Raw genomic sequence first — 12,183 nt, forward strand, 5'->3', positions numbered from 1 at the left:
GGCTTGCGAGGAACTTTTCAACCTAGCTGCGCTGGAGTGGCATTTTTGCGCGATGGCCGGATGTCGCTCTGCCCGACAGCAACTTGGAGAGTGGACTATTTCAGTGCCTGCTCGGTGCGTATATTGCGCTCTCGCCAAGCCTTCAGCTGGCGCACGGACTCGCGCATAAGCTGCAACAACTCGGTGCGCTGCTGACGGCAGTGCTCGCGCTCGCTGTCGATAGACAGCTTGGCGGCAAGGCCGCGCAGGCGCGCGGCTACATTTTCCAGACCCACCTCGGCGGCTGCTTGAGCCAAATCCTGCGCCTGCTTTTCCGCATCGGGCCAGCGGCGCCCGGTCAGTGCACTGGTCAGGGATGTGATACGTTTGGGCAGGGCGGCTGTGCGATCACTGAGCAGTTCGCTAACAGTGGCAGGATTCAGGGTGTCCCGGTGACGGAACAGGATATTGGTGTTGAGCAGCCGCGCTGGCCGTGGTGCCGGCCTTACTCCCGAGGATTGATGGCATTGATGAGCCAATTTGGTCAATTGTTCCAGCTGGCTGTGGGGGACCGGGTGGGTCAGTACATCGGTAAAGCCACGGGCCTGGTAGTGCTCTTTATCACCGGAGTTGACACTTTGCAAGAGGGCAAAAATAGGCAATGTCGTGCCGCACTCGCGACGAATTTCCTTCACGGCCTCCACCCCGTCCACCACTGGCAGATGGATATCAATGAGGATCAGGTCAAATTTTTTCTGCCGAACGGCGTTACTGCCGTCGAGGCCATTGCACTCCCGTTGTACACAGTGGCCCATGGCCACCAACGCGGCCTGCAGGGATTCGTGCCGGCTGTTTTCCAACAACAGCACGGACAGACGTGTGTCGGTGCTGCCGGGGATTTCCCTGGGCAGCTCGAGTTCTACTGTTTCAACCTTGCCCAGCTTGCGCAAGTCATCCAGGGATTTTAGTGCAGTGCTCAATTGTCGTCTGCCGACTTCCACCAGGGCTTTGGTATTCTGGTCTTCACTGCTTGCCAACAGGTTCAGGGTGCCCTGTAAGGTGTCCAGCGGGTGCTGTAAATGGTGGCGGGCAATGGTGAGTAGGTCGGATTTTTCCTGGTGCAGTAACTCCAGGTCTTCGCGCGTTTCTGCCAGATGTCTTTTCAGGGTGGTAGATTCGCTTTTGCGGCTGCGGACCAGCTGCGAAAGTTGACGGTTTTGTGCGTTGAGCGTGGCGACGTGTTCCCGGTTTTCTCGCCTTATTCTGCGCAGTCTTAACATCCTGGAGATTGTAATAACACAAACCAGTAAAAGGGTCGCTGCCAGTGCGGCAAGCCACAGAATGGGCACCCGCTGATCGAGGGAGGGCAGTTCATAGGCCTGTGCGCTGCCTGAGATCAATACCAGGCCGTAGCGTACTAAGTGAACCCGCGAAGTGGGCAGTAAAAAACACCGGGAGAAGGACCCCCGGTGAGAAACAGTTTTTTGCATCCTTGTAATCACTTTTGTCAGGGCGGACTAAATCCTGCAGCCCGCAAGCTATTTTTCTCGAAATAGTTTGAACAACACTCCAAAAATACCAGACTGCTTGATACTGTAATATTGTGCAGAGCACAAGAAAATTTTTTGTACCAATAAGTGCAGTGGCAATAAAAGCACATGACTCTGCACAAACGGACTCTGTAATCCGCTGAATATTGTATCCCGATGTCTGCCCCTTGCGTTGTTGGCCGGGCAGGGATATGTATCGTCTTCATTCCAGTTCACGCCATCGGTTCTGTCGCTGTTTCAGGGATGGCACAAGAAGAAACCCCGAAGAGCATTGATGGATTGCGAAGTCTTTTAATTTTCAGGCAATTACTGCCGGGTCGGAAGGAAAGCAACCTCCTCTCCCTGTACGCTCGCCATCGGCATCCCTGCCTTATACGATCCTGGCAGAGGGGGCTTCTTCCCTCTGCCTTACTAACATGCATAGGTCCTGATCGCGCTAGGTTTTGCGAGACTGGGCGCTATCCATGGAATGTTGGCAGATAAAACTACTTTGAGTCAGCGTCCCGTTGCCCCTCATGAGCGTGCACTCGTGCAATGGCACCCTGCTGAAAGACTCTTTGGTAGAGCGAATCGCCACCCTTTATGCAAAAGCACGATAGGCAGATAAGACCATTTTTGGTAGGAAAGTTTCAGCCTTGTACGGACTGTACAGCAAGTTCGAAAAAAGCATTTGTCACTTCGGCCTCCCCGTGCTTTCAATGGGTGGCATTCATTTGAAAAAACGGCGGTTGAAGGGATTTATCGCTGTTTTTATCGTCGGGTTGTTCATGTATTTTCAGTAGAGAATTGGCTCGGGAAAGCCAAGTGATGCCATCCAGTTAGGCTTTGATAGCGTACCCGTAGGGGATTCAGTATCACAAAAATTTGTCAGTGGAATGCGCCCGGTTGTTTAAGGGCGCAAATTCTTTCATAAAACCACTATTTGCCACGTTAACGTAGATACATTCAAAAATCCTGTTTCTTTCTGGATGTGTCACAAAAGTGTCAATTCAGATTGCAGGTGGGACCCAGGCTTGAGCGACAGTTACCGCGAAATGGATCTTTGATACTGCGCCCTGCCCGCAGCTTTCTATGGGCTTGGGCGTCAATAGAATCATCCGTTTGGCATTCCCCATGGTGTTCCCGATTCGGAGTTCCTTATAGCCGAATTGTGCACTGCAAAATTTCAATTCTTTGTGGTAGATCTGGCGGTACTTGCACAGGTTGTTACTGCCAGAATAATTTGCCAGAAAAGAGAAGCGGGATGAGCAAGTTCTGTGAGGGCGGTGCTCTGTATTTTTTACAGATCAGAGTGTCTGACAGTCGTAAAACGAGGGTAAGAAAAATAAGATTTCGAACCCGGTGCCAGGCGTCTGCACAAGTTTGTGGAGCTTCCGGGGAGGGCTGCCGACTTGTGCAGGGTCCCTGGAAAGTTGCAATCGGCAATGTCTATTGGTTATTTCCCGGCCTGCTGGTGCAGGAGTTGATGTCCGGATTTTTAGGGGGTGTGGGTTGGACAGGGGACTATTCACCATGGCCGCATCACAAGGCGGGTATGCGCTTTGAGTGTTGTTTGTGCCATTGCCTCGCCGTGATGGTGGTTTGTGCCTGTTAAATTCATTGTCTTTCCTTCCTTTTCTCGCGTTTCAGACAGTTGGTCAGAATTGTCAACCCTTCGTGCGGATCTGCTCCCAGTGCCACGCAGTATTCGACAAACTCCACCAGGTCGATTTTGCGATCCTGCTCCATTTTTCCCAGCACCGAATGGTGCCGGCCTACGATTTTTGCCGTAGCGCGCAGAGAGAGACCCCGTTGTTCCCGCTGGTTTTTTAGCCAGCTACGGAGTTGGTCGTAAGCGGGTGAGTAGACAGAGGCTTTCATTGTCTCGATAGTAGAGACAATGGTAGAGTGTCGCGAATTTCGAGACGAACAGTGTGATAGCGCCGACAGTCAAGCGCTGTGAAAGGGCTCAATAAGCGCAGTGAGTCTCGGGACCTTGCCACGGTTCCCCCTGTGGCTGCGGTGGGCACTGTAACCGGGGCCAGCCGTAAAAGAGACGGATAACACAACAAGGGGGGCCGGCGGCCCAGGCTTGAGAGGCCGGTGACGGAGCAGCACAAACCGGTTTGCGCATGGATAAGCCCTGAATGACCCTGTCCGGGACAGCAGGGGCGCCAAGGAGGCATACTATGCAATCCATTGCTCGACAAATTGAGCAATTGCCATACCCGCTGGACAAAATTTTACTGGTCGCCCAGGACCTGCTCAATGCCGGGGTCACGGGTCCGCTCACCAACGAGCAGATAGCCGCTGCGTTTGTGTTGGCGCGTGTAGAGTTCCTGCCCCAGGGGTGCGATGTGGTTGAGGCGTGGGAGCACCTGGATATTGAGTGGCGGCTTTATGTCCGCCATCTACGGCAGGACTACCGGCACTTGATCGAGGCACTGGAAATGGGCGCAGTACACCAGAAGGATTAAAGGCCTTCTGCGATAGCCTTCCAAAAAATACAGTTTTACTTGCACGGTGTGCGGCTTTTCCTGTCCGCTACAGGCCCCTCTTTGCCCGATCACTGTACGGCCGAATTTTGTCGAATTGAATCTGTCGCAAAATGGATGGCCCAATAATATGGATCACGCCTGTTAGAGCGCCTGCCGATTGATATGTCCATTCATGTGGATAGCAAAACTGCCTCGGCGGTATATCACGTCGATAAACTCCCCTCAATTGTGTTGGCCCCGATCTCTCCCTGGAGCAGGATACTCATGGATGCAATCCACCCGGTACAGATCGGACCGTTTGAACAATAGGGAACAGGGTACCTATTTCAGAAAAGTCGCACGTCCCCTGTGGCTGGCATTTTGGGTTTGTGGCGCGCTGCAGCCCGGAACAGTGCCTGTTGCCCGGAACCGCTCTGTGCACATCCTGGGGTGGTGCTCGGGTTTAGAAACCTCACTCCGGCATAGCTATTTCCCCATCCCCGCCTGTCGGCTGATGCACAAGGGTGGAAGCGGGCTTTTTTGCGTAGCCTGTGTAGGGACTTTCGACAGAGGTGTATTGCGCCCGATCAATCAATATATGATAATGATTATCATTAATTTTTAAGCCGGTTGCCCGGTGCTCGATTAACAGGACGGCAAAGGAGGCAGCGTCAATGGAGGTAACGGGTTCGGCAAAATCGGGGCAAATCCGCGCGCTTTACCGGGAGCACCGGCGTTGGTTAACACTGTTTGTCCAGCGACGCCTGGGCTGTCCCCATAGCACCGCTGACCTGGTACACGACACCTATCTTCGGATTCTTGCCAGTGGCGTACTGCCCGATAGTGGCGACTCGCGCAGGTACCTGGCGCACATCGCCAAGGGGCTGGTTGTCGACCGATATCGCAGACGCCGTATAGAAAGCACTTATCTGGAGTATCTCCGACAACAGCCGGAGGAGCTGTTTCCCTCACCTGAAAGCCAGGTACAGACGATAGAAGCCCTGGTGGAGGTGAGTTTATTGCTGCAAAGACTGCCGGAAAAAGTCCGTCTGGCGCTGCTCTTGCGTCAGCTGGAGGGGCTGAGCTATCGCGATATTGCCGGGCGCCTGCAGGTTTCCGTATCCTCGGTTGAAAAATATGTTGCGCGGGCGCTGCAGGGTTGCATGCTGGCGGCCTTGGGAGAGCGGCATTGAAATCGAAAGGGCTCTCTACCGAGACCATTCGCCAGGCATCCGATTGGATGGCACGGCTGTGGGCCGATGAAGTAGCAGAAAGCGAGCGCAGGGCTTTTCAGCACTGGCTGGAGCAACACCAGGACAATAAAAAGGCCTGGCTGCAGTTGCAGCAATTGCAGGAGAAATTCAAGCAATTGCCCGACCCGGAGGCCGGGCGGGCAGTCCTGATGCCCACCGCGCAGCGCAATCGCCGGATGCTGCTATGGGCCGGGCTTTCCCTGGGTGTCACCACCTTATTTGGCAGCAGAAATGCCACTCAACACCCCAGTGTCACGCAAACGTACTTTACTGAAACCGGCCAGATCAAACCGGTTATCCTGTCCGATGGCACCGAACTCATCCTCAATACCAATACCCGGGTATACGCCCGTATCGATTACCATCGGCGGCAGCTGTACCTCGGCAAGGGGGAGGTGATGATCACTACCGCTACGGGTTCCCGTCCCTTTTTGGTGGCTAGCCGCGAGGGCCATATCAGTCCGCTGGGCACGCGGTTTTCGGTGCGTCAGTTGAACAAACAGACACAGGTGCGCGTCTACAAGGGGCGCGTGGCACTGCGCCTCGCACAAGCGGCCGGTGTGCGGGAGATCGACGCCGGTCACAGCGCTGTTTTTTCCGCGAATGCGGTATTTGCAGTGCCATCGCAAAACGGTGATCACGCCTGGACCCGCCGGCGACTGGTTGCCACGCGAATGCCATTGCCCCAGTTTGCCCGCGAGCTGTCAAGGTATCGCAACGGTATCATGAGAGTTCACCCGCAGTTACAGGGCCTTGTGGTCACGGGCGTTTTTTCTTTGGAGAATACTGACCAGGCATTACACAATCTCAGCCAGGTGCTGCCGCTTAAAGTGCGCTATCTGACCCCTTATTGGGTGTCGTTAACCCCATCCTGATTCACCACAATTCAATACCAAAAAGTTTCCCTTATTTACAGGGTCGACTGCCCGGCTCCCTCGCTGGTTGCTGAAATCTATAAAAATAAATAAAAATAATTATTATTTTTATTGAGGTTTTTGAGTGTTGGCTCGGTATACCCACCGACACCATCAGAAACAGAAGGGGGATAGGGTGGTTTTTCCTTTGCGATCCAAAATCAGGCCGCTGGTTGCAGTCTGCCTGATAGGTCTGGCTTTGCTGTTGTCGGTGGCAACGCCGCAGTCACAGGCCGGCACAGCGCGCGCCCAACAATTTGATATTCCGGCTGGTGGGCTGGATCAGGTGCTTAATCGGTTTGCCCTGGCCGCCGGAGTTCGCCTGCACCTCAATGCGGCACTTTCCCGGGATATGCGCAGCCAGGGTCTGGAGGGCCACTACACGGTGGAGCAGGGCTTTTCCCGCTTGTTGGCAAATACCGGCCTTCACGCCGAACGGCAGCCTGATGGCGCCTACCGTTTGGCTGTGGCAGCAGGCCAAGGGGTGATGCAGATCCCTGTGATTGAAGTGGTCGGCAGTGGCGAACGGGGTAGCGATGGGGATCGGGCTGGCTATGACGCCGTATACGATGATGACCTGTCCACTGCCTTCAGCGGTCGCGAGGAAATCGAGCGCTACAAGGGCAAGGATTCGGCGGATATTTTCAAAGGTATGCTCAATATTTACAGCGGTGACGCGCGCAATGGTGGTGGTTTGGACCCCAGCATTCGCAGTATCCAGGGGCCGGGCCGGGTGCCGCTTTCCATCGACGGCACCGAACAGGCGCTGACCGTCTGGCGGGGCTACCGGGGTATTTCCAACCGCAACTATATCGATCCCAACCTGATTGCCAGCGTGCAGGTTATCAAGGGCCCCGCCATCAGGGCCGATGTGCACACATCGGTCGGTGGGGGTATTGCCGTCAATACACTTTCCGCCAGCGACGTGCTCGAGTCCGGCGACACCTTCGGGGGCACATTCAAAGTGGAAGCCAGTGATAATGCCGTTGCCCCCCGAACACCCATCCTGCTTACCGGTCGGGACTACCGGGATGTTGACGGTTTTCCCCAGGATACCCCGAACTTTCCCTACGGCGATCCCTCTCTCTGGAAAAAGATGGATGACAGTAAAAATGAGAACCTCTTTTCCGGAGAGGACTATGCCTACCGCCTGGCGCTGGCAACCCGTGGGGCGGGCTATGAATTGCTCGGTGCCTATGCCTATCGCAACGAAGGCAACTACTACTCTGGCAGCCGCCGCGCAGATTTTTATTCCGAGCCCGATGGCCCGGAGTTTTCCGAAACGCGCATCAATCCCCGCACACTGGCACACCGGCAGCGCCCCGGTCACGAAGTGCCCAACACTTCCAGCGAGATGGCGTCGGTACTGCTCAAGGGCAAAGCCCAATTTACCGGGGGGCAGAGCCTGGAGCTGGGTATTCGCCATACGGATGCCCGGTATGGGGAGATCATGTCCAGCCGTGCCGGCAGCCTGGTTGACAATACCATGGCGCAATGGCCCCTCAGCCAGGTGGATGCACGGGCCTATCACCTGAACTACCAGTGGCAACCAGGCAGCAAGTGGATCAATGTGCAGTCCCGCCTGTGGGCCACCGATACGGTCAGCGACACCAATAGCGCCGGCGGATTCCCCAATTTTGCCAATCCGGTGGAGTCACCGCTGCCGGACGCCAGCCCGATTCTGCGCAATACGGCAGCCTCAAATGCCGCAGAGCACCGCGTAGGGGTTGATATCAATAATGCGATGACACTTACCGATTCCCTGGCCTTTAATTTGTCAGGTACCTATCAGTACCAAAAGTTGCGCTCCGATGACCAATACAACGGCATTGTGGATGGCTGGCGACAGTGGCCACGGGCCGGGCGACGGGAGGAGATCAATTTCAGTCTAAAACTGGATTGGCTGGCAACGGAGCATCTGCGCCTAAACGCCGCTATGCGCTACGTGGACTACTGGGCCTTCGACGATTTCCTCGACAGCCGTATCAAGGCGGGTGATGAGCGCATTTCCACCATGTCTAGAGCCAATAAGGGCAAGTACCTCAACTACGATACGCTGGAGCAATACACCGAGGAAGAGATTCAGGAAAACATTGCGATTGTTGAAGAACGGATAGCAAATGATCCACTCTGGGTAATTATATTCCCCGACCTCAAACCGCTTACTGAAGAACAGAAAAAGGCCATGCGCGAACAGGCCAGGGAGACAACCTATGCTGAGAAAAGACGGACAATATGGCTGCACGACGGCCAGGGAAAATACAGCCGGGCGGGAAATCCCTGTACCAATGGTCAACTAGCAGCAACTCTGATCGCCGGCACCTGCCGTATCGGCAACCAGTTCGAAAGTTATGACGTGCCCATTGTGGCGGAAAAACACCGTGGTCGCGGCTGGGTGCCCGCGCTCGCCGCCACGGTGTTTATCTCCGACAACAGCCGTGCCTATGTGCGTTATACAGAGGTGCTGCGCTACCCGAGCCTGTTTGAAAGCACATTGGGGTTTTCCAGCACGTTCAACCCCTATACTGATTTAAAGCCGGAGCACGCCTACAATTACGAATTGGCCTATATACACAATTTCGGAAATTCTGACTTAAAACTCAGCTATTACCATCACCGCACCGAAGACATTATCGAGCGGAGCGGGACCTCAGCCCTGCAGTTTTACAATATTGAGCAACAGACCCTGCGGGGGCTGGAGTTCAGTGGGCGCTATGACAACGGGCGCTTCTTTACCGATCTCAGTCTGGCCTACAACCTGGAAAATACCGTTTGCGATGAGAGTCTGGCCATACAGCAGGACCCAAACGGCGCTCTGGAGGATTGCCAGTACGGCGGCTTCTCCGGCGGATACTTGGTAGATCAGGTTGTGCCCAAGTTGTCCGCCAACTGGAATCTGGGCGGGCGCTTTTTCAACAACCGCCTGGAAACGGGTGTCCGTATGGTTTATCTGTCGGGCAGCGAGCGCGAAGAAACACTGGAGCGCGCCTCAGCAACCACCTTCGATGCCTATCTAAGCTACCGCGCAAAGGGCAATCTGAACTTTGAACTGGTGGGCACCAATCTGACAGATATCTACTACATCGATCCTCTGGTGCGCTCAAGCGTGCCCGCTCCGGGACGGACCCTGAAGCTGGTAATGGGCGTAAATTTTTAATTCTGGCGAACAATAAGGAGGCAGCAACCGGGCCCCATATTCCCGGACCCGAATCAAAATGGCTTGGCTGAACGGGCGGCTCAGGGACAGGCCGCAACTGGCCAAGCGCCGGTGCAACCCTGCGCGATTGTGCTGGCAATTTAAGGAGCGCAAACCCGCCGGTCAGAAATGATCGGTTCAATGGTGAAACCCAAACGCAACAGCCGAAGGGCTTGTCGAGTCAATGCGGTACAGGAAAGTGTAGCAGCCGGCTACAGGTCGGCCAATGTCTCGAAATACTGGCGACTTCGCACAGCTGTCGCGGTATTTCCGGGCGGCGATCAAAGCGGTCAGGGAAGGCCCGTTTGATGGCTGGTATCAATGCAGGCCTTTCGGCAACCAACAACGTGTTATTTTAATGAGGAGATTCACAATGAAAAAGTTCACCCTGGCGGCATGCACTGCCGGTACCCTATTGCTCAGTGGTATCAGCCACGCCGGCTTTGATGGCACGCAAAGTTACAATGTGGATATCGAAGTGGGCGAGTCCGTGATTAACGGCGGCCCCCACACAGCCGGCAAGGCGGGTATTGGCGTTGCGGCCTTCGGTTCCACGCAGTCCAAAGTGGATTTTCAGGGGCTCGCCCTGTCCAGTAGCCAGAGCAACGGCATTTATACCCTGGCCTCCGGCCACGGCGGCCTGGGCGCTTTCAATTTTGCCCAAGTGGGTGCTGGAGATGTCTGGTTTGGGGAATGGGCTGAGGATATCACCGGTGGCGGCACCAATGATGGTAAGCGCGCAGTTTATTACATCGGTGACGATCAGGGGACTACGGTACCCACCAGTGGCACTGCCACCTATTCTGTCAAAGGGGTCAACCATTACACTAGCACCCAAAATAACCAGCTCAGCGGCACTTTCACTGCCGATTTTGGCGCCCAGACACTGAACGGCGCACTGTCTCACGGTGCGTTGGTAATTGATATCGATACCAATATCGACCTCACCACGGCCGAGTTCAGCGGTACGGCAACCACTGTGCTTGCCAACGGCACGGCCACAGGCCATTTTTTTGGCGCTGATGCCGCAGCCCTGGCCGGCATCGCCCAGTTCCCCGGTGTCGCCCGTGGACTGGACACCGCCTTCGGTGGCACCAAAGACTAGACGGAATACGGCCGCGGAAAGATCCTGGTTTATTTTTCCCATAGACAAATAAAAATGTACGACTTTTGGCGGTGGCTTACTTGGTAAGCCCCGCCTTTGTGTTATCGGAATAAGTTAGTTATGGCGTTTTTGGGACAGGTAGTGGGCTTTTATCAAGGATATCGCCCGCAGTGGGCAGTCACACTTTTATGGCTTTTTTTGGGCTTGCCACCTGCCAATGCCGATGAAGATACTGAATTAAGGCTGCGGGAAAGAAATGCACTCACCGAGCAGAGGCGGGAAGCCTCCCTGCTGAAGATGTCTGGGGAAGAGAAAGAGTTCCAGGCGCGAGAGGGTGTTGAGGGAGGGGTTGAGCCGGTGGGGAATACGGTGCAGGAACTCGGTTACGCCTTATACCGGTCGCTGCAACACCAGCAGTGGAATGCTGTCGATCACTTTCTGCAGCGCTATCTTGCGCTGCCCGATCACGACCGGATGCTGGTGTATTATGCCCGTGGCGCTCTGGCCCGCAGACAGGGGGACTTCACCCAGGCGGAGAGCGAATATCGCGCACTGCTGTCATTGCAGCCTGAATTTCTGCCGGGCCAACTGGAGTTGGCCCGGGTTTTGTTTGAGAACCATAAGAATGGCGATGCCATTCGCCTGTTTCGCAGGATAGAAAAAACCATCCCAGAGGCTGAGGCGATGGCACAAGGGGTGCGCAACAAGGTTGCTCTTTTTATCCGGGGGCTCGAAGACCGGAATTCCTGGCGCGGATCAATGGCGATTGGCCCCAGCTATATCGATAATCTGAATCAGTCCTCAAAAAGCTATCGTTGTTTTCTGCGCGCACCCGATAACCGCTGCCTGATCGAGCGTCGGGCACCTGAGGCGATTTCTACCAATGGCTTGAGTTATGATGCTGCATTCGATAGGCACCTTTCTTTCGACAGCCATCACGGCCTGCAGCTCAATACCCTGCTGTACGGGAAAAAGTATACTGGGCACCAGGCGTTCAATGAGAGTACCGTTGCGATAAAATCGGGCTACAGCTACCGCAGCGCAAGAAATCAGTACCTGGCGGCCCCCCTGTACGAGTATCGGACACTTGGCGACAATACCCTTTACTCCGCCTGGGGCGGCAATCTGCAATGGACGCACCACTTGTCCAGCAAGAACGCCTTGAAACTGGAGACATCTTTCAGGGAGGAGGAATACGAGAAAGACGTTTATGCTTTTGAGTCGGGCGGGCGCGCTTCCATCTATGCCACCGCCTGGCATCAGCCTTTTGACCGGTGGTTGCTGTTTGCGGGACTCGATTACATCTCCAAACACACTGACGAGCCGGTGAATGCCCATGTTTCCCGGGGCCTGCGTTTTGGTGCATCGCAAACACTGCAGTGGGGAGTTGAGACAACATTGTTTTGCGCCTTTCGTGAGCGTAAATATGGTGCCTTCAGCAAGTCCTTTGGTACCAGGAGAATGGATCGGGAACAGAATTACAACTTGTTGATCCGGGTGCCAGGAGTCCATTTTTACGGCCTGGCGCCCGCTATCAGCCTGCAATATAGTCGGGTTAAAAGCAATGTGGACTGGCTCTACAGCTATGAAAAGACTTCGGTCGATATAGTGTTGGAAAAGCGCTTTTAAAGCCTCGTTGGCCAGAGAATAGGGATTGTTCCGGTTACTCAAAGTAGTAAGCTTGGCGCTATCTGGTGCCGGTTACAAGATCCTTTGGTTGGGATTGCATC

Annotated in this window: 8 protein-coding genes; 6 read left to right on the top strand and 2 right to left on the bottom strand. The window is 54.8% G+C overall.

All coding sequences use genetic code 11. The annotated features are described in order from the left end of the window. Positions 1 to 95 precede the first annotated feature (95 nt). Together ACL7TT_RS08255 and ACL7TT_RS08260 are read right to left on the bottom strand one after the other, a co-directional pair. Positions 96 to 1,469 (bottom strand): response regulator, encoded by a 1,374-nt coding sequence (locus ACL7TT_RS08255; protein ID WP_413394598.1) that lies wholly within the window; start codon positions 1,467 to 1,469, stop codon positions 96 to 98. 1,656 nt (positions 1,470 to 3,125) lie between these two features. Continuing rightward, positions 3,126 to 3,389 carry a helix-turn-helix domain-containing protein gene (locus ACL7TT_RS08260; protein WP_299941046.1) on the bottom strand — a complete coding sequence of 88 codons (264 nt, stop codon included), beginning with the start codon at positions 3,387 to 3,389 and terminating at the stop codon, positions 3,126 to 3,128. 308 nt (positions 3,390 to 3,697) lie between these two features. Between ACL7TT_RS08260 and ACL7TT_RS08265 the strand changes: the two genes are divergently transcribed. The 6 genes from ACL7TT_RS08265 (at position 3,698) to ACL7TT_RS08290 (ending at position 12,082) form a co-directional block, all read left to right on the top strand. Further along, positions 3,698 to 3,985: a hypothetical protein gene (locus tag ACL7TT_RS08265; protein ID WP_413394600.1), complete on the top strand. Its 288-nt coding sequence runs from the start codon at positions 3,698 to 3,700 to the stop codon at positions 3,983 to 3,985. A 674-nt stretch (positions 3,986 to 4,659) separates the two neighbouring features. Beyond that, a complete protein-coding gene (locus ACL7TT_RS08270; protein ID WP_413394602.1) occupies positions 4,660 to 5,178 on the top strand; it encodes a sigma-70 family RNA polymerase sigma factor in 519 nt (172 codons plus the stop codon). Continuing rightward, on the top strand, positions 5,175 to 6,113 hold the full coding sequence (locus tag ACL7TT_RS08275) for a FecR domain-containing protein (RefSeq protein WP_413394604.1): 939 nt from the start codon (positions 5,175 to 5,177) through the stop codon (positions 6,111 to 6,113). The genes ACL7TT_RS08270 and ACL7TT_RS08275 overlap by 4 nt, the downstream gene beginning before the upstream one ends. 187 nt (positions 6,114 to 6,300) lie before the next feature. Next, the gene (locus ACL7TT_RS08280; protein ID WP_413394606.1) at positions 6,301 to 9,309 is read left to right on the top strand and encodes a TonB-dependent receptor; all 3,009 of its coding nucleotides are present in this window, start codon (positions 6,301 to 6,303) and stop codon (positions 9,307 to 9,309) included. A 412-nt stretch (positions 9,310 to 9,721) separates the two neighbouring features. After that, a complete protein-coding gene (locus ACL7TT_RS08285) occupies positions 9,722 to 10,453 on the top strand; it encodes a Slam-dependent surface lipoprotein (RefSeq protein ID WP_413394608.1) in 732 nt (243 codons plus the stop codon). A gap of 120 nt (positions 10,454 to 10,573) precedes the next feature. Continuing rightward, the gene (locus ACL7TT_RS08290) at positions 10,574 to 12,082 is read left to right on the top strand and encodes a surface lipoprotein assembly modifier (protein WP_413394610.1); all 1,509 of its coding nucleotides are present in this window, start codon (positions 10,574 to 10,576) and stop codon (positions 12,080 to 12,082) included. Positions 12,083 to 12,183 lie beyond the last annotated feature (101 nt).

This window comes from Microbulbifer jejuensis, assembly GCF_047289955.1.
Classification (GTDB): domain Bacteria; phylum Pseudomonadota; class Gammaproteobacteria; order Pseudomonadales; family Cellvibrionaceae; genus Microbulbifer.

What these genes read in the sequence shown, in the direction of transcription:
- ACL7TT_RS08270 (WP_413394602.1), top strand. Translation starts at nt 4,660, where the DNA reads ATGGAGGTAACGGGTTCGGCAAAATCGGGGCAAATCCGCGCGCTTTAC.
- ACL7TT_RS08265 (WP_413394600.1), top strand. Translation starts at nt 3,698, where the DNA reads ATGCAATCCATTGCTCGACAAATTGAGCAATTGCCATACCCGCTGGAC.
- ACL7TT_RS08260 (WP_299941046.1), bottom strand. Translation starts at nt 3,389, where the DNA reads ATGAAAGCCTCTGTCTACTCACCCGCTTACGACCAACTCCGTAGCTGG.
- ACL7TT_RS08290 (WP_413394610.1), top strand. Translation starts at nt 10,574, where the DNA reads ATGGCGTTTTTGGGACAGGTAGTGGGCTTTTATCAAGGATATCGCCCG.
- ACL7TT_RS08255 (WP_413394598.1), bottom strand. Translation starts at nt 1,469, where the DNA reads ATGCAAAAAACTGTTTCTCACCGGGGGTCCTTCTCCCGGTGTTTTTTA.
- ACL7TT_RS08285 (WP_413394608.1), top strand. Translation starts at nt 9,722, where the DNA reads ATGAAAAAGTTCACCCTGGCGGCATGCACTGCCGGTACCCTATTGCTC.